Here is a 23,387-nt window from a genome sequence, read left to right as displayed (position 1 = left end):
CGTCGAGCGCGGTGGTCGGCTCGTCGGCAATGAGAAGTTTTGGATTGCAGGCGAGTGCAATGGCGATCATGACGCGCTGGCGCATGCCGCCGGAAAGCTGATGCGGATATTCGCGCACGCGGCGCTTCGGCTCGGGAATGCCGACCAAAATCAACATCTCGATCGCGTGTGCCTCCGCGGCTTGCTTGTCCAGGCCCTGGTGGATCATCAGCGTTTCGCGGATTTGACGCCCGACGGTCAGGACCGGGTTGAGGCTGGTCATCGGCTCCTGAAAAATCATCGAGATGTCGTTGCCGCGGATCGCGCGCATCTCGCGATCCGACATTTGCAGCAGGTCCTTGCCCGCGAAACGGATGCTGCCGGCGATCCTGCCCGGCGGTTCCGGGATCAGCCGCATCAGCGACATCGAGGTCACCGACTTGCCGCAGCCGGACTCGCCGACGATGGCGAGCGTCTCGCCCTCGTTGACATGGAACGACACGCCTTCCACCGCGCGGTTGATGCCGCTGGGCGTGCGGAAGTGGGTTTGCAAATTCTCGACTTCGAGCAGTGCCATCGCGATCAGCCCCTCGCCATCAGAGGCTCTTGGCCATGCGCGGATCGAGCGCATCGCGAAGGCCATCGCCGAGCAGGTTGACGGCGAGCACGGTGACGGACAGAAAGGCCGCCGGAAAGAACACGATGTAGGGCTTGACCTGCCACAGCGCCCGCCCCTCCGCCATGATGTTGCCCCAGGACGGAATGGTCGGCGGCGTTCCCGCGCCGATGAAGGACAGGATCGCCTCCGTGATCATCGCGCTGGCGCAAATGTAAGTCGCCTGGATCAGCATCGGCGCCAGCGTGTTGGGCAGGATGTGGCGCAGGATGATCATCGGTGTGCGCGTGCCGCATGCCACCGCCGCGTCCACGTAGGGCTGCTCGCGCAGCGACAGCACGACACTACGGACAAGACGGGAAACCCGCGGAATTTCGGCGACAGTGATCGCGAGAATGACGTTGCCGACGCTGCCGCGCGTCAGCGCCATCAGCGCGATCGCCAGCAGGATCGGCGGGATCGACATCAACCCGTCCATAAAGCGCATCAAGATGCCGTCGGCCCAGCGGATGAAGCCGGAGACGATGCCGATGGCAAGACCGACCGCGGACGCGCATATCGCAACTGACAGTCCGACCGTAAGCGAGACCCGCGCGCCGAACAGCACGCGCGAATAGATGTCGCGACCGAGCACGTCCGAGCCAAACCAGAAGGCAGCCGACGGCGCACGGGTGCGCTTGGCGGGCGCGAGCGCGGTCGGATCGACCGTTCCAAGATAGGGCGCGAAGACCGCGATCAGGACCAGGATGAGCAGCAGCGTGCCACCAATGGCGACGGTGGGATGGCCCCGCAGGAGGCCGATGAAGCCGCGCCGGATCACGACGGGCCGAAGAATCTCCGGCAGTTGCGGCGCGAGGACGAAGCCCGCCGGCAGCGCTTGCGGATTGACGGTCGTGTCGGTCAATAGCGGATCCTCGGGTCAACGAGCGTATAAATGACGTCGATCATCAGATTGACGAGGACGTAGACGAAGCTGAACAGCAACACGATGCCCTGGATGACGGGATAATCGCGACGCAGGATCGCGTCGATCGTGAGCCGGCCGAGGCCGGGAATGGCGAACACGCTCTCCGTGACGACCGCGCCGCCGATCAGGAGCGCGATGCCGATCCCGATCACCGTGACGATCGGCACGGCCGCGTTCTTCAGCGCGTGGACGAACAGGATGCCGCCCTGCCCGAGGCCCTTAGCGCGCGCAGTGCGGATATAGTCCTGCTGCAACACTTCGAGCATGGTGGCGCGCGTGATACGCGCGATCAGTGCGATGTAGACACAGCCGAGTGCGATCGCGGGCAGGATCAGGTTTTGCAGCCATGGCCAGACGCCCTGGGCGAGCGGCGTATAGCCCTGCACGGGAAGCCATTCGAGCTCCAGTGCGAAAACGTAGGCGAGGACATAGCCGACGACGAAGACCGGCAGGGAGAAGCCGAACACGGCAAAGGCCATGATGGCCCGGTCGATCAGGCTTCCCGCCTTCCAGGCCGCCAGCACGCCGAGCGGCACCGCGACCACGATCGTGAGCAGGAGCGTGACCATCATCAGCGACAGCGTCGGCCCGAGACGCTGGCCGATCATCGTCGAGACCGGCAGATTGGTGAAGATCGAGGTGCCGAGATCGCCGTGCAGAATGCGCCAGACCCAGCTGCCGAACTGGATCAGGAAGGGTCGATCGAGGCCGAGGCTCTGACGGATGCGCTCCACATCCTCCGGACTTGCCTGATCGCCTGCGATCACCACGGCGGGATCACCCGGCGCGATGTAGAGCAGGCTGAACACGAACAGCGCGACGATCGCCATCACTGGCAAGGTCGAGGCGATACGCCGGAGGATGTAGGAGAGCATCTGGCTTCAGCGCAAGGTCATGCGGATTTCGACACGCCCCAGAAGAACGGCAGCGGCCCTTTCGTGATGCCGGAGACGTTCTTGCGCCAGGCCGTGTAGCTGAGGAAGAACCCGGTCGGCGCGTAGACGACGTCTTCGAGCGCAACCTTGTTGAGGCGGGCGACCGCGGCCTTCTCCTCGTCGAGGTTCTTGGCTTCGAACCAGGACGTAACCTCCTTCTCGGTGCCGGGGCTGTTGGGCCAGCCGAACCAGGCTTTGTCGCCATTGGCGCGAATGGCGGTGTAGGGCGCCGGATTGATGCAGTCCGAACCCGCGTGCCAGGTGTGGAACATGTTCCAGCCGCCCTGTCCGGGCGGTGTCTTCTGTGCGCGGCGGGAGCCGACCGTGCCCCAATCGGTCGCGACGAAGTCGACATTCATACCGAGCTTCTTCAAGAGATCGGCGGTCACATCGCCAAACGCCTTGGTGATCGGCTGGTCCTGCGCCACCAGGCACGTCACCGGCTGGCCGGAGTAGCCGCTCTCGGCGAGCAGCTTCTTGGCAGCGTCGAGATCGCGCTTGCCCTTCAGGACCTCGCCGCCCGCCTCGGTGTAGAGCGGCGTGTCGGGTGTGAAGAAGCCGGGCAACGACTTCCACAGCGAATTGTCGTCGCCGACGAGCGCACGCATATAGTCTTCCTGGCTCATCGCCATCAGCACTGCGCGCCGGGCCCGCACGTCGTTGAAGGGCGGATAGAGGAAGTTCATGCGAAACGAGCCGACATTGCCGAGGGGATCGCCGATGTCGACGCTGATGTTCTTGTTCTTCTTCAGGACCGGGACGAGGTCCGCGATCGGGTTCTCCCACCAGTCGATCTCGCCGTTCTGCAACGCGGCCGCGGCGGTCGCCGGATCGGGCATCACGATCCATTCGACGCGGTCGAGCAGCATCTGCTTGCCGCCGGCGAGCCACGACGCCTTCTCCTGCCGCGGCACATAGTCGGCGAATTTTTCGAACACGGCTTTCGCGCCGGGGACCCATTCGCCCTTGGCGAACTTCATCGGCCCCGAGCCGACATAATCGCCGATCTGCTTGAACGGGTCGGTCTGCGCGATGCGCTCCGGCATGATGAAGGCGCAAGGCGAGTTGTTCTTGCCAAGCGCATAGAGCATCTTCGGGAACGGCTGCTTCAGCACCCATTTGAAGGTGCGGTCGTCGACAGCGGTGAGTTCCTGCTGCAGTGCCTTGAGCATCAGCCCCATCGGGTCGCGTGCCGCCCAGCGCGTCAGGCTCGCAACGACGTCCTTGCTCAGCACCGGCTCGCCGTCGTGGAATTTGAGCCCCGACCGCAATTTGAACGTCCAGGTGGTGCCATCGTCGGTCACTTCCTCGGACTCGACCATCTGCCGCTGCGGCTGCAGCGAGGAATCGACGCCGTAGAGCGTATCCCAGACCAGCGCGGCGGCATTGCGCACGACATATTGCGTGCCCCAGATCGGGTCGAAATTGGCGAGGTTTGCCTGCGGCACGAAGCGCAGGGTGCGCGCGGAGGCGCCTTGTGCGATCGCCGGGGCCGAGAGGCCGCTCAGTGCCAGACCGCCCGCGCCGGCCAGTCCCTTCAATACGGTCCTGCGATCCATGAAATCCTCCCAATAGTGCCGTGATGCCGGCCATCGTTGGCCAAGAACAGGTGAAACCAGAGCTCATTGGCGTGCAAATGGTATGCCACTAACCGGACCTTCGCCAGCGGGATATCCGCACCATTGGGACCGGTCGAGACCTCAAAGCGCGGCCGCCAGCACTGGCCCGGTCTCGATATGCGGGATCGCCTCGACCAGCTTGCGCGTGTAGTCGGTCTTGGGATTGTCGAACAGCGCCCGGCTCTCGCCCTGCTCCACGATGCCGCCATTGCGCAGCACGATGGTGCGGTCGCAGAGCATGCGCACCACGTTGAGATCATGGCTGACGAACAGCAGCGCGATGTCGTTCTCGCGCCGCAGGCGGTCGAGCAGTTGCAGCACCACCGCCTGCACGGAGACGTCGAGCGCAGCGGTCGGCTCGTCCAGCACCAGGAGCCGCGGCCGGCAGGCGATGGCGCGGGCGATGCCGACGCGGGCCTTCTGGCCGCCGGAGAGCTGATGCGGAAAGCGCGGCAACAGATCCAGCGGCAGCCCCACACGAACGGCGCAGTCTTCCACCCGCTTGCGCAGCGCATCGCCCCCACGCATGCCGTCGAGCCGCATCAGGGGATGGGCGATGCAATCGAAGGCGGTGAAGCGCGGGTTGAGGCTCTCGTTCGGGTCCTGGAACACCATCTGGATGTCTTTGCGGAAGCGCGAGCGATGAAAGTCGCGCGACGCCACGTGGCCGATCGACTGCCCGTCGAACACGATCTCGCCCTCGCTCGGATCGATCAGGCGGCAAATCATGCGCGACGTCGTGCTCTTGCCGGAGCCGGATTCACCGACGAGGCCGACGCTCTCGCCGCCGGCCATCGTCATCGAGAAGTCCGCCACCGCCGCAGCGCCCTCGTCGAAGCGTTTTGCGAGCTTGCGCACTTCCAGGAGCGGCGGAGTCCCGTGAACGGGTTCCTGCCTGGGCCTGCTGACGACAGCCGCATAGCCTTCCCGCTCCTCTTCCGTCACGAGGTCCGCGATCCCGGAGGTCGCGGTTGGCGACGCCGCCACCAGGCGCCTGGTATAGGCATGCTGCGGCGCCCCGAACAGCGTCCTGGGGCTTGCCTCTTCGACGATGCGGCCGCGCTCCATCACCGCGATACGGCGACAATATCGCGCCGCAAGTCCGAGATCGTGCGTGATCAGGATCGTCGCCATGCCGCGTGCGGCGGCAATCTCCGCCAGGAGGTCCATAACCACCTTCTGCGTGGTGACGTCGAGTCCGGTCGTCGGCTCGTCGGCGATCAAGAGCGCGGGATTGCAGGAGATCGCTATCGCGATCATGATGCGCTGGCACATGCCGCCGGAGAGTTCGTGCGGATAGGCGTTCATCCGCGTCTCGGGGTCGCGGATCTGGACGGCGCGCAACAGCTCCAGCGCCTCGGCGCGGGCGGCGTCCTTCGATATCCGCTTGTGCGTGAGGATCGCGTCCGCGATCTGCAGGCCGATCGCGCGGATCGGATTGAGCGCCGCCCGCGGGTTCTGGAAGATCATCGACATCGCGGCGCCCTGGAGGTGCCGGAGATCGTCACCCCTGAGTTTTGTGACGTCCTGGCCGCGAAACAGTATCTTGCCTGCGGTGACGCGGCCGGCCGCATCCAGCAGCCGCGTCGTCGCAAAACCGGTCACCGACTTGCCCGATCCGCTTTCGCCGACGAGGCCGAGCATCTCGCCGGCCTCAACCTTGAGCGTCACCCCGCGCACAGCCTCGACCATCCCGCGTCGCGTCGAGAATGCGACGTGGAGATCGTCGATCCTGAGCAATTCCTCGCTCATGTGCGCATGCGCGGATCGAGAATGTCCCGCATCCCGTCGCCGAGGAGATTGAAGCACAGTACGGCCATCATCAACGCGAGGCCCGGAAAGGCCACCAGCCACCACCGCCCCGTCGAAATGAAGCGGGCGCCCTCCGCGACCATGATGCCCCATTCCGGGGTCGGCGGCTTGACGCCGAGGCCGATGAAGGAAAGACCGGCGGCGTTCAGGATCGCCCAGCCGAGATTGAGCGAGATCTGCACCGCCATCGCCGGCAGGATGTTCGGCAACAGGAAGCGCAGCACCACCGAGAAATGACTCTCGCCGCAGGAACGCGCCGCCTCCACCCAGCCGACATTGCGCCGGACGTTGACCTCGGCGCGCGCGAAGCGGATGTAGAACGGAAGGTTGATTATCGCGGTCGCAATCACGATGTTCTCGATCCGGTTGCCGAGCGCCGCAACCATCGCCATCGCCAGCACAAACAGCGGAAAGGCCATCATGACATCGACGAAGCGGCCGACCGAGCGGTCGAGCCTGCCGCCGGCATAGCCGCAGAAGGAGCCGACGACGGCGCCGATCACGAACGAGATGCCGACCGCCGAGACCGCGATGGCGAGGTCGAGCCGCGCCGCAACGACGAGGCGGCTGAACACGTCGCGCCCGAGCTGGTCGGTGCCGGCAAGGTGCGCCGCGCTCGGCGGCTGCAGAGCCTCCGAGACATTGGAGACAATGGGATCATAGGGCACGAGCCACGGTCCGAAGATCGCGACAAGGACGAACAGCAGGACACCCGCCGCGGCGACGCCGGTCAGCGGGTTGCCGCGCAAAATCCAGACCGAATGGCGGAGGGTTGCGCTGGTCATCCGATCGACACCCTGGGATCGGCGATGCCGTAGCAGATATCGACCACGAGATTGACCAGCACGAAGATGCCAGCCATCAGCAGCACAAAACCCTGCACCGGCGCATAGTCAGACGACAGCAGCGCATCGAGCGCGTAGGAGGCAACGCCCGGCCAGGAGAACACCTTCTCCACGAGGACGTTCGCGCCAAGCATGGTCGAGAACACGATGCCGGCAATGGTGATGACGGGCAAGATCGCATTGCTGAGCGCATAGGTGACGACGACCTTCTGCCAGGACAATCCGACCGAGCGCGCGGTGCGCACGAAATCGCTGCCGAGCGAGACCAGCATCGAGGCACGGGTGATCCGCGCCAGCGGCGCGATGACGAACAGGGCCATGCTCAGCGCGGGCAGGATCAGCTGCTTGCAGGTCGCCCACCAGCCCTCGATGTCTCCCGCGAGCAGGAAGTCGATCGACAGGAACCCGGTGCGCTGCGGCGGCAGCGAGGTGAAGACGTCGATCCGCCCGGTCGGATCAGGCGCAAGGCCGAGCAGATAGTAGAACACATAGATCAGCAGCAGGCCCGAGACGAAGGTCGGCACGCAGACGCCGAGCGCGCAGAACAGCCGCACGCCGTGATCGACCAGCGATCCCGGTTTCAAGGCTGCGACCACGCCGAGCGGCACCGCCGCAATCAATGCGATCAGCAACGCCGTGAACGTCAGTTCGAGCGAGGCCGGCAGCCGTTCGCGAAGGTCCTTCAGGACCGGCTGCCCCGTCATCATGGAGCGGCCGAGATTGCCGCGGCCGATGTCGGAGAGATAGAACACGAGCTGCTCCGGCACCGACTTGTCGAGCCCCATCTGCTTGCGGATCTGCTCGATCTCCTCCTTGCCGGCGTTGGGCCCCGAGGCGAAGAACACCGCGGGATCTCCGGGGAGGACCCGCATCAGCAGAAAGGTGAAGACCAGCACGCCGAACAACGCCGGCAGCGACGACAGAAGCCGCCTTCCCGCCCGCACCACCGTCGCACCAAAACCGGTCATCACCTTTCAGAGCCCTTGCATGTCGAGATCACTTGCGGCTGACGTCGCGATAGTCGACCTGACGATGGAATTCGTAGGTGTAGCCCTCGATCGACGAGGCCATCACAGCGTCCTGGTTCGGCTGCCACAGCGGAATCTGAGGCATCTCGCTGAAATGGATCGCATTGAGCTTGCGGCCGGCTTCCTCGTACTTGGCCTTATCGGGCTCGAAGCGCGCTTCCTGGGCGATAGTCGCCAGCTCCGGATTGTTGATCGAGCTGTAGTTCCAGCGCTGATTGCCGGTGTAGAAGTTGCGGTAGAAGTAATCGGTCGAGGGCAACCAGGCGACGATGCCTTCCGTGAACAAGGGCAGCTTCTTCTCGTTGATCTGCGTCGACATCTGCGCGTCCGGCAGCTTCTGGATGTCGACCTTGATCCCGATCTTGGCAAGCGATTCCTTCACGAGAGCAGCCATCGGCTCCGCGGTCGAGGCCTGGCCGACGTTGAAGCTGAAGGTGGTCGAGAAACCCTCCGGTAGGCCGGCGGCCTTCAGATACTCCCGCGCCTTGTCGAGATCGGTCTTCACCGGCGCCTGGAACGGATAGATGCCGTTCAGCGGCTTGCCATCCGGCCAAGTCGCACCGAACAGCGGAGCTCCGCGGCCGAACAGGGCAGCCTTGAACATGTCCTCATAGGGCAGCGCGAACGCGACGGCGCGGCGCACGTTGACGTTGTCGAAGGGCGGGATCTGATTGTTCATCGAGACGAAGGTGATCGAATTGTATTGCGGCGTCGAGACCACCTTGAGCTTGCCCTTGGCCTCGAGCGACTGCACGTCGCTGGCCTGCAGATCGACGACGAGATCGGCGTCGCCGCGCTCGACCAGATTGGCGCGGGTCGCGGGCTCGGGCACGGACTGCACGATCACGCGCTTGAAGAACGCCGGCTTGTCGGGCGAGCCGCGGTTCCAATCCTCGTTGCGCTTGATGATCACCTGCTCGCCGGGCTTGAAGCTCTCGATGACATAGGCACCGCTGCCGGCGGTGTGCTCCTTCAGCCAGGCGGTGGCCCAGGGATCTTCCGGGGTCGCGTGCTCCTTGGCCACTTTCGAGTTGATGATCAGCGGATAGACCGTGGCGAGATTCGGTAGCGCGAGCTTGTCGGGCTTCGGCAGCGTCACTTCGATCGTGAGGGGATCGATCACCTTGAACTGGTCGGCCGACGTCAACGATCCCGTCAGCAATTGTGCCTTGCCGAGGATCGGCGCGGTGACGCAGCGATCCAGCGACCATTTGACGTCCTCGGCGGTCACGGGCGAGCCGTCCTGGAACTTGGCATCCTTGCGCAGACGGAACGTCAGCTTCAGTCCGTCCGGACTGACGTCGTAGGATTCGGCGAGCTCGCCGGTGATCTTGTCGAGATCGAACACCCATTTGCCGTTGAGCTGCTTGCGGCCGAACGCGACAAGGCGATCGTAGGTGCTCATGCTCAGCGCGAAGGATTCGCGCGTCGAGCCCGGGATGTTGGGATCGAGCGTGTTGACGGATGCGCCGGTGACATAGCGCAACGTCTCGGCCCTGGTCTGCGCTTGCGAGGGCGCGGTGGCGACGAGCAACAACGCGGTGGTGGCGAGCACGGAGGATGCCGACCTGAAAGACACAAAACGCATTCGTTTTCCCCAAAAATTTTCGACAAGAACGCCGACAGGACAGGTTAAGAAAGAAGCAAGTTGCGCGCCAGTCTCATGATGCGCTCTTGTGGACGCTTTGTCGCGGCGGCGCATGGACGATCATCGCGATTCCTCCATTTTTCGCGCCGGCCGCGTGACCATGGCCTGCGGCACGTCATAGGCGCGGAGCGAGGCCCAGTGTCGTTCGATATCGGCGCGGAACAGGCCGCGCGTCAGGCCATTGACCAGCTTCGGCACTGCGGTGGTCATCGCGTTGATCGATGATCCCGACGGACCAAAACTCATGGTGGAGGCGATGGCGAAGAGATGGATATTCGAGATCCACGGCGTTTCGCCCGCGACACGTTCGGTGAAGGCGTAATCGTCGGCGAGATAGGGAAAGCGGCCGAGCCGCGCGCTGCGTTCGCTCTCCGGGGGCTCGTAGCGGTCGGCCCAGGTTGCGATATTGCCGGCAAATGTGCGCAGCTCGCCACGTCCGGAAAAATCCATGTCGATGCCGGTGCCGCAGATGACGAAATCCGCTGCGATGACGCCGCGCGGCGTCTGCAATTCGATGCCCTGGCCGGTCTGGCGCGCGGCCTCAAGCGGAGCGCCCTCGTGCAATGTGAAATTGGCATGGCGCGCGCAGCGATCATAGGTCGGCTGCGGAAAGCCTTCGCGCATGTCGAGGATGGTGCGCATGAAGCGCCAGCGCCAGGCATCGTCGAGATCGCTGAGATGGCGGAGGAAGCCGCGAAAAGTCAGCCAGCGATAGGGCTGGATCAGCTGGATCTGCGCCCGACGACACAGCAGATGCACCTCCGCCGCGCCAGCCTCCATTGCGGTTGCCGCATTGTCGAAGGCAGATGCGCCGGCGCCGATCACGGCAACGCGCTTGCCGCGAAAATTTTCGAAATCGATGTCGTCGGCGACGGTTGCGACCGAGCCGGCCGGCAGTTCGCGCAGCGGCTCGGGGATCATCCAGTTCCCCATTCCCTCCTGCCCGGTCGCCAGCACGATCTTGCGCGCATGGAGCGTCTCGATACCGCCGCCACGTTTCACGCGTGCGGCCAGCAAACCATCTGCCGCGGGCCGGATTTCCAAGAGCTCGCAGCCGTTGCGCATGGGCAGGCCGATCGTGCGCCGCAGCCAGAGCAGATACTCAGCCCAGTGTCCGCGCGGAATCAAGTCGAGTGTCTGCCAGCTCTCCTTGCCGAAACGGGCCTCATGCCAGGACTGGTAGGTCAGGCTCGGGATGTCGAGGTCAGGTCCTGTATAATCCTTCGGACTGCGCAGCGTCGGCATGCGGGCATAGGTGAGCCAGGGGCCTTCCATCCCCTCCTCGGCCTTGTCCAGCAGCAGGATGTTGCCGACGCGGGAGCGCATCAGGCCGAAGCCGATGGCGATGCCGGATTGGCCGGCGCCGATCACGAGTACGTCCAGCGCCGGCTTGCCATCCGGCCCCGCCTTCGGTTCGAGCCAGGCGGCACCGGGATGCGCGATCCGCGCGAGATCGGCGCGAACGTTCACTTCCAGCTCTGTCAGCGCATCACTCATGCCGCGAGCCAGCCCCCGTCGACCACCATCACGGTGCCGGTCGTAAAGGAGGATGCATCGCTTGCGAGGTGGAGCGCGGCCTGCGCGATCTCCTCGGCTTGGCCGAACCGTTGCATGGCATGGCGGTTGCGGGAGGCTTCGCGTACCTCCTCCGCATTGGCGTGTCGGGCAAAGCTGCGGCGAAGCATCGGCGTGTCGATCGCACCGGGCGCAATCGCGTTGACGCGAATGCCGTCGGTCGCAAAGTCCACCGCCATCGTCCGCGTCAGGCTGACGATCGCGCCCTTGGCGGCGATATAGGCGCTGTTGCCCTTGCCGCCGGCGATCGCAAGCTGCGAGGCCAGCGTGATGATCGAACCGCTCTTCTGCCGCTGCATCTGCGGCACGGCCGCCCGCGCCCACAGCCAGGTGCCGCCGACATTGGTGCGGAACACCGCATCCCAGTCGTCCGGGCTCGTTGTCAGCACCGTGCCGCCGCAGGAGAAGCCAGCGGCAGTCATCAGGATGTCGAGCCGACCGTGTCGCGCCATAACCTCTCCGACGACGGTCTCGGCAAAGCTGGCATCGCCGACGTCACCGACATGCGCCGTCGCTCCACCCACCAGGCTCACCGTTTCCTGAAGGCCCGCGGCATCGCGGTCGACCAGAGCGAGATGCGCGCCCTCCTCTGCAAACAGCTTCGCGCTGGCGCGGCCGATACCCGAACCCGCGCCCGTAATGATGGCCGTGCGCCCCTGCAGCCGCATGTCAGATCCACTCCTTGTGCTGCGTCAGCCAAGCCCTCATCGCGGCCGCCGACTCGGCGCAGCCGAACTTCGCCCGCCAGCCGAATTCATCCGCCATCCGCGTCACCGACAGCGGCGCGCGATAGGCCCCATGCAGCTTGATGACGGTTTTCTCACCGGGCGCCGCGAGCCGGCATTGCAGGCCGGGATGCAACGCTGCATAGGCCTCGCCCCATTGCAGCGCAGGCCAAAGCCCTCCGCGGGAGATGTTGTAGAGCCGGTGACGCGGCCGCTCGGCTTCGATCAGCAGTGCGACGGCCTCGGCCGCATCCGGCGCGTAGATCCAGTCCCGCATGCCCGCTTCGGGCATGACCGCCGGCTCGCCCCGGGCGAACGCGGCCAAAATCTGGAACTGGAGGCTTGGCGTGTCGCGCACGGAGCTCGGTCGCTCCCACGGGCCGAACAGGGCGCTCAGCCGTACACTCAGGAAATCGCCGCCGAAGAGCTCGGCATGACGCGCAACCGATCGCTCCGAGGTGAACTTGCTGATGGCGTAGAACGAGACCGGATCGCAAGGCGTTTCCTCGTTGAGAATCTCGACCCGCGCACCCGTGGCGCCGTAGGCCGATGCCGAGGAGAGATTGACGACCCGGCGCACGCCGTGACGGATCGCGGAGAGCAGGATCGGGATCTGGGCCATCACGTTGATCTCGAGAACGCGCGCGGTCGATGCTCTCTCCAATTCGTCACCGGCGGTGATCGCAGCTCCAAGCACGATCGCATCAACGCCTTCGGCGATGAGGGCATCGATGGCATCTGCGTCGGTGATATCGCCCTGCACGGCTTTGAGTCGGGCGCCGTAGTCGGCAAGAGACCGCCGCGCGGATGGCGGCAACTCTGCACGGTCATACAGCGTCACTTCGTGCCCACGCGCCAGCAGCGCCTCCGCAACATTGAGGCCGACAAAGCCGGTGCCGCCGAAGATGACGATCTTCATCGCGCGCGATCCGCCGTCACAGCAGTTTTGCCCCGAAATTCCGCTCCGGATCCATGTCGGCGACGAGCCGTCCCGTCGGCTTGGCCGCCTCGCCCCCGCTGCGTGCCAGGAACTGCCCGCTACCGGGGTTCGCCAGACACTTGTTGCCGTCGATGATCACCCGGCCACGCGACAGCACTGACACGGGCCAGCCCTTCAGCTTGCGCCCTGCAAACGGCGTATAGCCGGTGAGATCGTGCATCATCTCATCGGCGATCTCGACCTCGCGATTGGGATCCCAGATTGCGATATCGGCATCGGCGCCGACCGCGATCGAGCCCTTGCGCGGATGCAGATTGTAGATCTTGGCTGGCGCCGTCGAGGTCAGCTCGACGAACTTTTCCAGGCCCAGGCGTCCTTTCGACACCATCGCGTCGAACAGCAGCGGCAGGCGCAGCTCCAGCCCCGGCAGGCCGTTCGCGACCTGCTTGAAATTGGGATTGGGTCCGGCGCGCAGCTTGCCGGTCTCGTCGTAACGATACGGCGCGTGATCCGACGAGATGGTCTGGAGATCGCCCAGCGACAGCGCCTGCCACAGCGCCTCTTGGTCGCCATGCGTACGGGGCGGCGGGCTGCACATCCACTTGGCGCCCTCCACGCCGGGCTTGTCGAGATCGGCGGCGGTCAGGAACAGATATTGCGGACAGGTCTCGGCAAACACCTTCAACCCCTGCCCGCGCGAGTCGCGGATGACCTTGGCGCCCTCGGCGGTCGAGACGTGGAAGATCATGATCGGCTGGTCAATCAGCGCCGCCATGCCGATCAGCCGGGTAAAGGCCTCCGCCTCCGACACGCGGGCGTGGCTGACGGCGTGATATTTCGGCATCGTGTAGCCGCGCGCGAGCAGACGCTTCACCATCCAGGCGATGATGCCGTGGTTTTCGGCGTGGGCGCACAACATCGCGCCGGACTGGCGCGCGGCAAGTAGGATGTCCAGCAGCGGCTCGTCGTCGACCTTGAGCCGGTCGTAGGTCATGAAGATCTTGATCGACGCGTGCCCCTGCTTCACCAGCGCCGGAATGTGCTCCTCGACTGTTTCCCTGGTCGCGTCGGCGATGATCATGTGAAAGGCGTAGTCGATCACGGCGCCCTTCTTGGCGAGGGCGTGATAATCCTCCACCACCTGCGGCAGCTTCATGCCGACATGCTGGGCGGCAAACGGGATCACCGTGGTCGTACCGCCGAAGGCAGCCGAGACGGTCGCGCTCTCGAAGGTGTCGGCGTTCATGATGCCGGCAGCGGACAATTGCTCAATATGGGCGTGGCTGTCGACGCCGCCGGGTAGAACGAGCTTCCCGCGCGCGTCGATCTCGCGCTTTGCCGCCGGAAGCCCACGCCCGATCGCCGCGATGGTCTCGCCGGAGATGGCGACATCGGCTTCAAAGACGTCGGTCGTCGTCGCGACGCGCCCACCGCGAATGATCAGGTCGTAATCGGGTTCAGTCATGAGGCACTCCATGATAGGTTTAGGGCAAGTGATCGAAATTTTGCAGGAAGACCAGCATGTCCCGACCGCGCATCCTCGTCATCAATCCGAACTCCAACCCTGCGGTCACGCAGGGGCTGGAGGACGCGCTGAAGCCGCTCGGTTTCGAGGGCGGGCCGGAGGTGGTCTGCCAGACGCTGGCCGAGGGTCCGTTCGGCATTGAGAGCCAGGCCGATGTCGATGGCGTCGCCATGCCGCTGCGCCGGCTGGTCGAGGGCGACAACAGCTCGGCTGCCTTTGTCATCGCCTGCTACAGCGATCCCGGGCTTCAGGTCTGCCGCGAAGGCACCGACCGGCCCGTCTTCGGCATCGCCGAGTGCGGCGTGCTGACCGCGCTGGCCCGCGCGGAAACGTTTGGCGTCATCGCGATCGCCCAGCGCTCGATCCCGCGTCACATGCGCTATCTCAGGCAGATGGGACTGACCGAACGCCTCGCCGGCGAGCGGCCGCTGAACATGAGCGTCGCGGAAACTGCCTCGGGCGAAGGCACGCTGGCCAGGATGATCGACGTCGGCCGCGCGCTGCGCGACGAGGACGGCGCCCGTGCCATCGTGATGGGCTGCGCCGGCATGGCCCGCCATCGCCGGCCCCTCGAAGACGCGCTCGGCATTGCCGTGATCGACCCGACACAGGCGGCCGTCACCATGGCGCTGGGTAGCGTGCAGTTCTCGAACCACTAGGCGTCCTTCAGCTCTTTGGCGCCCTGCCGCGCGAGCCATTGCGCGTGGCTCTCGCGGACAAGCGCAAACGTATCCCGCTGCGTCGTGTAGAGATTGCCGAACATGCGACCGATCGGCCGGTAGGCGTCGAGGTCGACATACATGTTGGCCTCGTCGACGAGGCCCTCGCGGGCGTGAACCCGGAGGACCTCGCCGACCAGCAGTTCGCGATCGGGCGAGAAGGTCAGCGCGACATGGCGCCGGCATTCCAGCGCAAAGGGCGCCGCGGCGAGGCGCGGCACCTTCACGTCTACAGAGGGAAGGGTCGCGAGGCCTGCCGCAGCGACCTCGCTGTCACCGGACGGGAAATCGACCGCGCAGTCATTCATCGCCGCGGAGAGCGCCTCATCAACCATGTGAACGACGAACTCGCCGTCGCGATGGATGTTGCGGGTGGTGTCCTTCGGGCTATGATCCGGCTTGTGCTGGAGACGGAGCACGATCAGCGCCGGACTCTCCGAGAAAACGTTGAAGAAGCTGAACGGCGCGGCGTTGACCGCCCCGTTGGCATCGAGCGTCGTCACCAGCGCAATCGGCCGCGGCACCACCACGCCGCAGAGCAGCTTGTAGCGGTCGCGCGGATCGAGCTCGCGCAAGGATATGCCGGATGTGCTCTGGCCAGTCATCGACGTCACGTCTCCGGCGGCGGCACCGCGCCGGTACGGCTGGTGATCAGGCCGTAATGCTCGATGCGGCGGTGCTGCGCGAAATTGAAGATCGTGGTCTTGCCGAAGGTGGTGGCATCGAGGTCGCAAGGGTGGACCAGCAGTTCGTCCTCCTCCGTCTTCGCTTCGGCGACGATTTCGCCATTGGGATCGACGATCAGGCTGCCGCCGAACAGCGGGTGTCCGTCCTCGTTACCGGCCTTGGCCACCGCGACGACCCAGGTCGCGTTCTGATAGGCGCCGGCCTGCGCCGAGAGGCGGTTGTGGAAAAGGCGTTTCTCGACGCCCTCATCGCTCCTCTCCGCATTCACGGACGGCGTGTTGTAGCCGATCAGCACCATCTCGACGCCTTGCAAGCCCATGACGCGATAGGTCTCGGGCCAGCGCCGGTCGTTGCAGATGGCCATGCCAATGATGCCGCCGAGCTCGCGCCAGACATTGAAGCCGAGATTACCCGGCTCGAAATAGCGCTTCTCCAGATGCTGGTGCGAGCGCTTGGTGTCGTATTCCACATGGCCCGGCAGATGGATCTTTCGATATTTGCCGACGATCTTGCCGGATTTGTCGGTGAGAACAGCAGTGTTGAAATGATGCCCGTCCGGCGTCAGCTCCGCATAGCCGAAATTCATCGCCATCTGGTGCTGCGCCGCGCGCTCGAACAGCGATTTCGTCGCCGCGTTCGGCATCTCGCGCTCGAACCAATTGTCGAACTCAGCCCGGTCCTCCGCATACCAGCGCGGGAAGAAGGTCGTGAGCGCCAGTTCCGGATAGACGATCAGGTCGGCGCCCTTGCTTTTGGCCTCATCCATCAGCGCGATCATGCGCTTGACCACGGCCTCGCGGCTGTCGGCTTTCTGGATCGGGCCCATCTGGGCGGCGGCGACATTGACGATACGCATCAGCTATTTCCCGGTGATTTTTCAGTCTGACCCATAGTTTCAATCATGTGCCGACGCGCGCAGCATAACGCAGCATCGCTCGGACTTTCCAGCCGGCCTAGCCATCGGCATGGTGTGCGCTGCACGCTCATCTCTGTTCCGCATCGGCAACATCCAGGCCATGGTCGAGTGCATCCAGAAGCTGCCCGGCCTCATGCTCGGAGATCACCAGTGGCGGAGCGAGGAACAGCGAGGTCTGCTCGCCGCTGGTCCCGATCACGGCGCCCGCCTCCAGCGCCCGCTCCGCGACGCGCGAGGCAATCGGCACCTCGGTGGTGTCGGCATGCCAGGAGCGCCAGTCCGGCCCGTGCAGCTCCACGGTCCAGTGCAGCCCCTGCCCAGCCACACGCTGCACGCTTGGATGTTTCTGCGCGATGGCGAGAAGGCTGCGGGTGAACAGCTTTTCGAGGCCCCTCACGTGCTCCAAAATCTTGTCATCGTTGACGACCTTCAGATAGGCGCTGACGGCAGCCATGCTGATGGGATGCCCGCGCAGCGTGCCGTAATTCTGCCAGCTCGTGCCCTTGAGCCGCTCGACGATGTCCTTCGACACCACCACCGCCGCAACCGCCGCCGCGCCGCCACCGAGCGATTTTCCGAGTGTCACGATGTCAGGACGGCTTTCGGCGCCCTGGAAGGCGAACCAGCGCCCGGCGCGGCCGGCGCCGGTCACCACTTCGTCGGCGATCCAGTAGGAGCCAGCCTGCCGCGCGCACCGCGCCACCTCGTCCTGATAGGCGCCGTCGTAGTAGATGCCGCCTTGGGTGTAGTCGATGATCGTCGCTGCGGTATCCCAAAGCAGGCGCGTGGCATCGGCCAGATATTCGCTGGGGGAAGCATTGTTGGCCGGCGCGCCATAGATCGCGCCCTGCGGCGCCGGCAATATCCGCACCGGCGCCATCGGCGCCGGCAGCTTTGAGCCGCCTGAATGCACCGCAAGGCCGCCATGCCATTGCGGCTGCACCGTCATGCTGCGCGACAGGCCCGTAATGCCGTGATAGGCGCGTTCGCGCGTCGCCAGCGCGGACCGCTGCGTCAACGCCTGGCACAGCGACAGCGCCATGTCATTGGCCTCGCTGCCGCTGATGCAGAATCGCACCGCGCCGACCCAATCCTCTTCGCCTCTGAACGCGGTGGCCATCAAATCGTCAGCGGCCTGCTCACGGCCGACCCAGGTCCACCCCTCGTTCACGACGGGCGTATCCGCGGCGCGGCGGATCGCCTCCACCATCGCGGAATGACGATGTCCGAGGCCGCCGCCGGTGTTGCTGCCGTCGATGAGCTTGCGACCATCTGACAGATGGAAATAAACGCCCTCGCCGCCGACCACGGCCATGGGCGCGCTGTCGCCGGCATTCAGCCCGGTTCGCAACAATCTACTCATCGCAATCCCTTCATTGCGCAGCCTCGACGCCGTAGCCACCGCCGCCGCACGTCTCGATCGTGACGAGATCGCCTTGCTGCAGCACCAGGTTCGACTTGCCGTCGATCGCGACGTTCGCGCCCTGCCGGATCAGCGAGATGCGGCAGGCCTTGCCGGGTTCGCCGCCCTGCATGCCGAACGGCGCCATCACCATGCGCTCGATGCAGGTGGTCAGATGCATCGACGGCGCCAGGATGCGATAGCTACGAATGACGCCGTCCCCGCCGCGATGGGCGCCCGTGCCGCCGGACTGCCGGCGAATGGCCTGCTGCTCGATTTGGATCGCGTAATTCGCCTCGATCACCTCGACCGGCGTGTTCGAGGTGTTGGACAGATGCACCCGCGTCGCCGAGATGCCGGCCCGATCATGCCGCGCGCCCTCGCCACCGCCGTGGACCTCGTAGAGCATCTTCCATGAACCGTTCTGTCGCGGCTCGGCGAAGAACAGGACGCCCGCCGTGGTCGCCCCACCCGCAGACAGGCGCTCCGGAATAGTGTCCTGCATGGCCCGAAAAATCGCATCGACGATGCGCATCGAGGTCTCGTGGTTGCCGGCCGCAACCGAGGCATTCCACCCCGGCTCCAGGATCGAGCCCGGGCGCGTGATGATGGTCAGCGGCCGCAACGCGCCCGCGTTCTGGTTCATGTCGCGCCCGCTCATGATGCGCGCGGCATAGGCCACCGCCGAACGCGCCATGAACGGCGTGGTGTTGCAGAAATTCGAGACGCGGTCGCAGCTTCCCGAGAGGTCGAAGGTCGCTTCGTCGCCTGCAATGGTGATCTTGACATGAATGCGCGCAGGCGCGTCGTTGACGCCGCCGTCGTCCAGATAGTCCTCGCCCTCGTAGACGCCATCCGGCAGATCGCGCAACGCCTCACGCATCTCGATTTCGGAGAGATCGTGCAGGCGCGACTGCGCCGCCGTGAAGACCGGCTTGCCGTGCTCGCGGCAGAGTTCGACGATGCGCTTCTCGCCGGCTTTCGTTGCGGCGATCTGAGCGAGAAGATCGCCCTCGCAGGATTCGGGATCCCGAACATTGGCCTTGAGCAGCTGCACGATCGGCGTATTGACGCCACTTGCCGTGGCGATCAGAACCGGCGGAATGCGCATCGCTTCCTGGAAGGTGTCGATGGCTTTCGCAAAATAGCTGCCGGGCCATGTGCCGCCGATATCGGGCCAGTGTGCGAGGCTGACCGCGAACGCCACGATCTCGCCGTCGACGAAGACGGGCCGCACGACCTTGACGTCGTTGAGATGATTGCCACCGAGCGGGCCGACATTGTAGATCAGTGCGTCGCCGTCGTTCAGGCTGTCCCGCGGGACCACTTTCAGCAATTCGAGGACCGTATAGGCCATCGCGCCGAGATGGATTGGGATGTCGCGGCCCTGCCCGACCAGGTCGCCGCGGCCGTCCGTGATCGCCGACGACAGGTCGCCGGCCTCGCGCAGCAGCGGCGAGCGCGCCGAGCGCGTCATCACCAGGCTCATCTCCTCGGCCGCGGCCGAGAGCCCGTGCCTGATGACCTCGACGACGAACGGATCGAGCTTCATGCGGCCCCCCGCGTCAGGAACAGATTGCCTGAAACATCAGGCCTCGCCTGCCAGCCGGGCGGGACCACCACGGTCGACCATGCGTCTTCAATGATGGCCGGGCCGCTGACGATTTCGGTCAGCGAGGCACGGTCGATGATGCTTGTGGCGATGTCGTGAAGGCCATCGAACGAGCAGATGCGCTCGCCTTTGGAGACCGTTCTGACCGCGATGGCCGGCCGGCTCACGACGGTCGTCGATCGACGGCGTGCCTGCACCCGCACGGATTCGATGACGCAGCTCTCGCCCGTCGCATAGCCGAACAGCTCGTGGTGCCGGGCCAGAAAGTCCTTCTTCAGCCTGACAATGTCGAGCGGTCGCGCGAACGGCACCGGAATGGCGTCGTTCTGCGCCGCGTAGCGCATCAAGGCCACCAGTTCGACCCGAATTTCAGTCGTGGCAACGCCGTTGGCGATGAGCGGCGCCGAGGCATCGTCAATCAGCACCCCGATCCGCTCCGACACGCGGGCGAGGTCGATGCCGTCAAGCGCAGCACGCAAGGTTTGCTGCTGGAGGAAGCTGAAATCCGCAGTGAGACAGCCCAGCGCCGAGAACGCGCTCGATGCACTGGGAACGACGACCTCGGCGATCCCGTAGAGATCGGCAAGGCCCGCGGCATGCATCGGGCCACCACCGCCAAAGGCGAGCAGCGTACAGTCGCGCCCGTCGATACCGCGCTCGACCGTGACGCGGCGGAGCGCACGCGCCATTGTCGCATTCGCGACCTTGATGATGCCGAGCGCGGTTTCGGTCAGGCTCAGCCCCAAGGCGCGCGCGAACGGCGCGATGACATCAGTCGCTGCCTGGATGTCGATTCCGATCCGGTCGCCAAGCCTGGTTTCGGGATTGAGATAACCGAGCACGGCGTTGGCGTCGGTGATGGTCGGCTCGGTACCGCCGCGGCCGTAGCAGGCCGGTCCCGGCTCGGAGCCGGCGCTTTCCGGTCCGACGGTCAGGCCGCCGGGACCATGGCGCACGATCGATCCGCCGCCCGCTCCGATGGAATGAACCGCAAGCATCGGCTGACGCAGCGGCTTGTCACCGAGCATGCGGCCGTCGGTCATCTCGGCCTGGCCGTCGACGATCAGGCAGACGTCGGTCGTGGTGCCGCCCATGTCGAACGTCAGCATCCGCGATGTGCCGAGCTGACGCGCGATGCTGACCGATGCCGAGACGCCGGCCGCCGGACCGGACATCGCCATCACCAGCGGCCGCCGCTTCACGGCCGAGATCGGGACCATGGCGCCGGCCGAATGAAACACCTGCAGGCCGGGGCCGATCGGCAGCCGCTGCTCCAGCTCGCTGAGATATTCCACCGCGATCGGCATGGCGGCCGCGTTGAACACGGTTGCCGAAGTCCGCTCGTATTCGCGCGCCTCGGGATTGACCTCGTGCGACAGCGAGACGTGGGCAACGACGCCCTTGAGCCGCTCGCCGAGCATCTTCTCGTGCACCGGATTGGCGTAGGCATGAAGCAGCGCGACCGCGACGCTCTGCACGCCGGTTGTTTTCAGCCACGCCACCAGGCGCTCGATCTCCGCCTCATCCAGCGCCTTCAGTACCTGCCCCTCGTGATCGAGGCGCTCGGCAAGCCCAAAACATCGTTCCGGCGGCACCAGCGGCGGCGATTTCGGCGGGATGTCGAGACGGTAGAGATCGCGGCGGCGATAGCGCGCGATCTCCAGCACGTCGGCAAAGCCTTCGGTCGCGACCAGCGCCACCTTCGGCAGCCGTCCTTCGACGATGGCGTTGGTCACGCGCGTGGTGCCGTGGACGAAGCGCTTGACCTCGCTCTTGCGCAGGCCCACCGCCTCGATCGCCTCCAGCATCGCCTGAACCGGAGCCTGCGGGCGCGATGGCACTTTCGCGATCCGTGCCTCCGCGGGGGAGTGTCGGATTGCGATGATGTCGGTGAAAGTGCCGCCGATATCGGTGCCGACTTCCCAGTGATTTTCGTCAGCGCTCATGTGTGAATCAGCTGCGGAAGACATTCGAACCGGACGGCGGGTGGTTCCCGTCCGTCGCGAAATTCAATCCCAAGCCGAGAGCGCTCATCGTCATCCCCTGTCATGCCACCGCTTGCGAGCGTGCGACAGAGCGATGGGCTCGAGATAGGTCAGAGTTGTCGCAACGCACTGGAGCAGCCCGCGACCGGCGCGGCGCGCCAAGGCACATTTTAGGGCAGCGCTGCCCGCGGGGAGTGCAGGCCAGTGCGGATCGTTCCACGCGAGAAACGTGCAGCGCACCACGAGTTTTCCCGGACGAAACGCGACATCCGCTGCACTGCAATCCACACGCCGCGCACGGACTGTCTAATTTGCAGGCGATCGACCGGCGCTACGGGCCGTGCGATTGCTCACGAGCTATGCATGGCAGTCGGCTCAGCCTCTCTTTATTGTACGATCAGTAAGCAGTGGTTTTGCCGCTCAACGCATCGCGACCAAGCGGCGCCAGCCGATGACGATGCCCGTGATGGAGAACAGAAGGCCGAGGGTGCAGAGCCCGACGACCAAGCCGTCGCGCAGCAACGGACGCGCCAGCAGGACCGGAAAATCCAGCGTGTGCAGCGCGCCGTAGAACCAGCGATAAGCCCGCCGCGACGAATCCAGCCTTTGCAGCAAATTGCCGTCGGCGCCGTCGATGTCGAACCAGAGGTCACCGCAGTACGAGCGGTAGACCGGGGCGCCCGGGACATTGGACTGCGCGGGATAGTCGTCGTTGTCGGCAAGTACGGACGGTGCGCCGCAGCCGGCCGCGAGGCGCGCGGTCAGCCCCTGGACCTCCTGCACATCCAGAGATCCCGTTGGTCCATCGCGGGGCGCGTCGCCTGCCTTGATCAAGGTCTGGCCGGCAAGGCCCGTCCGGTCCCGCCGATAGAGAGTGCCGTTGAAGGCAAACCATTCGATCTCGCGGGCCAACGGCGATACAGGCTGCCGATCGAGCGATGCAGCCGCCGCCCAGTTCGGTGAAGCGTTCATCACGCTGGATTCAGCCGAGGTCAATTGCCCACGCGAGAACAGCCGCCCATGATCCATGGAGAGCCAGCCACTGAAAATCCAGCTCAGTACGAACACCATGGCCGCGAGGCCGATGAGATGATGCAGGGCATGCCAGCCACGATAGGGCGATCCGATTAGACCGCTTCGAGGTTTGATCCGCGCAAGTCCGAGCACAGCGCCAAGCAAAGCTGCGATCAGCGCCAGCAGCGACAAGGTCCAGACCACGCGATCCCACAACGACCAATTGCTTCGCAGGACCGTTGGATAGATCCAGTGCAGCACACTGCCGACGAGATTCCAGGTCCGCTCGCTGCGCGTCGTATCCAGGACGATCTCGCCGGTGAGCGAGGAGACATAGACCTCCGTTCCGGCGGAGTCGCCCAGGGCAACCCGAAACAAGGGCCGGTGGCGGTCAAAGCCGTTCGGCACGTTCCATTGGTCGTAGTCCGCGCGCGCAACGATCGCGACCCGCGCTGCATCCAGCCCGCGGCTGCGGGCGTGATCCCGCGCGATGGCCAGCGCGAGGTCGGAAGACGCGACCGACGCGTCGACCCCGTGGGCGGCGAGGACTGCGCCTGCGCGCGATGGCCCCGAAACGACATAGACTGGTCCGTCGCTGCGCTGGATCAGGCGAATGCGCGTCGCATCCGCGATCGCGCTCGCGGCAACGGCATCGGCGACCGCGATCGTCGTCTCAACGCGATCCAGCGGCACGAGGCCGGCAAAGCGTTCCGCTTCCGTCAAGGACGGAAACGGAACGAAATGCATCACGATTCCCGTCGCGAACCACATCGCGAACAGCAGGCAGAACGCCATCCCGAGCCATCGATGCAGCAGGACGATCGCGCGCATCATCGGT

The 23,387-nt window shown here is 65.2% G+C and carries 19 protein-coding genes; 1 reads left to right on the top strand and 18 read right to left on the bottom strand.

Annotation, left to right across the window (positions count from 1 at the left end; genetic code table 11):
* From IVB47_RS33205 to hydA, 12 genes are all read right to left on the bottom strand, one after another.
* A partial coding sequence (locus tag IVB47_RS33205; protein WP_247467827.1) for an ABC transporter ATP-binding protein occupies window positions 1-556 on the bottom strand: 556 nt, incomplete at its 3' end.
* A gap of 19 nt (window positions 557-575) precedes the next feature.
* Window positions 576-1,499 carry an ABC transporter permease gene (locus IVB47_RS33200; RefSeq protein ID WP_106942293.1) on the bottom strand — a complete coding sequence of 308 codons (924 nt, stop codon included), beginning with the start codon at window positions 1,497-1,499 and terminating at the stop codon, window positions 576-578.
* The gene (locus tag IVB47_RS33195; protein WP_007593093.1) at window positions 1,496-2,437 is read right to left on the bottom strand and encodes an ABC transporter permease; all 942 of its coding nucleotides are present in this window, start codon (window positions 2,435-2,437) and stop codon (window positions 1,496-1,498) included. The genes IVB47_RS33200 and IVB47_RS33195 overlap by 4 nt, the downstream gene beginning before the upstream one ends.
* Before the next feature lie 17 nt (window positions 2,438-2,454).
* Window positions 2,455-4,056 (bottom strand): ABC transporter substrate-binding protein, encoded by a 1,602-nt coding sequence (locus IVB47_RS33190; RefSeq protein ID WP_027569267.1) that lies wholly within the window; start codon window positions 4,054-4,056, stop codon window positions 2,455-2,457.
* 141 nt (window positions 4,057-4,197) lie between these two features.
* A complete protein-coding gene (locus IVB47_RS33185) occupies window positions 4,198-5,868 on the bottom strand; it encodes an ABC transporter ATP-binding protein (protein WP_247467824.1) in 1,671 nt (556 codons plus the stop codon).
* Entirely contained in the window at window positions 5,865-6,713 is an 849-nt protein-coding gene (locus tag IVB47_RS33180) for an ABC transporter permease (RefSeq protein ID WP_027569265.1), read from the bottom strand. The genes IVB47_RS33185 and IVB47_RS33180 overlap by 4 nt, the downstream gene beginning before the upstream one ends.
* Window positions 6,710-7,741, bottom strand: a complete 1,032-nt coding sequence (locus IVB47_RS33175) for an ABC transporter permease (protein ID WP_247467821.1) — start codon at window positions 7,739-7,741, stop codon at window positions 6,710-6,712. Before IVB47_RS33175 ends, IVB47_RS33180 begins: the two co-directional genes overlap by 4 nt.
* A gap of 28 nt (window positions 7,742-7,769) precedes the next feature.
* Window positions 7,770-9,389 (bottom strand): ABC transporter substrate-binding protein, encoded by a 1,620-nt coding sequence (locus tag IVB47_RS33170; protein ID WP_247467818.1) that lies wholly within the window; start codon window positions 9,387-9,389, stop codon window positions 7,770-7,772.
* A 120-nt stretch (window positions 9,390-9,509) separates the two neighbouring features.
* Window positions 9,510-10,946, bottom strand: a complete 1,437-nt coding sequence (locus tag IVB47_RS33165; RefSeq protein WP_247467815.1) for an NAD(P)/FAD-dependent oxidoreductase — start codon at window positions 10,944-10,946, stop codon at window positions 9,510-9,512.
* A complete protein-coding gene (locus IVB47_RS33160; protein ID WP_247467811.1) occupies window positions 10,943-11,692 on the bottom strand; it encodes an SDR family oxidoreductase in 750 nt (249 codons plus the stop codon). The genes IVB47_RS33165 and IVB47_RS33160 overlap by 4 nt, the downstream gene beginning before the upstream one ends.
* Before the next feature lies 1 nt (window position 11,693).
* Window positions 11,694-12,668, bottom strand: a complete 975-nt coding sequence (locus IVB47_RS33155) for an NAD(P)-dependent oxidoreductase (RefSeq protein WP_247467809.1) — start codon at window positions 12,666-12,668, stop codon at window positions 11,694-11,696.
* Between the two features lie 16 nt (window positions 12,669-12,684).
* Window positions 12,685-14,154: a dihydropyrimidinase gene (hydA, locus tag IVB47_RS33150; RefSeq protein ID WP_247467806.1), complete on the bottom strand. Its 1,470-nt coding sequence runs from the start codon at window positions 14,152-14,154 to the stop codon at window positions 12,685-12,687.
* 56 nt (window positions 14,155-14,210) lie between these two features.
* On the opposite strand from hydA, the gene IVB47_RS33145 reads away from it, so the two are divergent.
* Window positions 14,211-14,873 (top strand): aspartate/glutamate racemase family protein, encoded by a 663-nt coding sequence (locus IVB47_RS33145; protein WP_247289033.1) that lies wholly within the window; start codon window positions 14,211-14,213, stop codon window positions 14,871-14,873.
* Here the strand turns inward: IVB47_RS33145 and IVB47_RS33140 are convergent.
* From IVB47_RS33140 to IVB47_RS33115, 6 genes are all read right to left on the bottom strand, one after another.
* Window positions 14,870-15,538, bottom strand: a complete 669-nt coding sequence (locus IVB47_RS33140) for a flavin reductase family protein (protein ID WP_247467803.1) — start codon at window positions 15,536-15,538, stop codon at window positions 14,870-14,872. The genes IVB47_RS33145 and IVB47_RS33140 overlap by 4 nt on opposite strands.
* Window positions 15,539-15,543: 5 nt before the next feature.
* On the bottom strand, window positions 15,544-16,476 hold the full coding sequence (locus IVB47_RS33135; protein ID WP_247467800.1) for an N-carbamoyl-D-amino-acid hydrolase: 933 nt from the start codon (window positions 16,474-16,476) through the stop codon (window positions 15,544-15,546).
* 127 nt (window positions 16,477-16,603) lie between these two features.
* Window positions 16,604-17,899 carry an aminotransferase class III-fold pyridoxal phosphate-dependent enzyme gene (locus IVB47_RS33130; protein WP_247467797.1) on the bottom strand — a complete coding sequence of 432 codons (1,296 nt, stop codon included), beginning with the start codon at window positions 17,897-17,899 and terminating at the stop codon, window positions 16,604-16,606.
* A gap of 10 nt (window positions 17,900-17,909) precedes the next feature.
* Window positions 17,910-19,490, bottom strand: a complete 1,581-nt coding sequence (locus IVB47_RS33125; RefSeq protein ID WP_247467794.1) for a hydantoinase B/oxoprolinase family protein — start codon at window positions 19,488-19,490, stop codon at window positions 17,910-17,912.
* Complete coding sequence (locus tag IVB47_RS33120) at window positions 19,487-21,496, bottom strand: hydantoinase/oxoprolinase family protein (protein WP_247467791.1); 2,010 nt, start codon at window positions 21,494-21,496, stop codon at window positions 19,487-19,489. Before IVB47_RS33120 ends, IVB47_RS33125 begins: the two co-directional genes overlap by 4 nt.
* 459 nt (window positions 21,497-21,955) lie before the next feature.
* Window positions 21,956-23,383 carry a PepSY domain-containing protein gene (locus IVB47_RS33115; protein ID WP_247467788.1) on the bottom strand — a complete coding sequence of 476 codons (1,428 nt, stop codon included), beginning with the start codon at window positions 23,381-23,383 and terminating at the stop codon, window positions 21,956-21,958.
* Window positions 23,384-23,387: the final 4 nt, after the last annotated feature.

This window comes from Bradyrhizobium sp. 62 (genome assembly GCF_023073035.1).
Lineage (GTDB): Bacteria > Pseudomonadota > Alphaproteobacteria > Rhizobiales > Xanthobacteraceae > Bradyrhizobium.
Note: the sequence above shows the minus strand (reverse complement) of the source record. Positions and strands in the feature narration are given on the sequence as shown.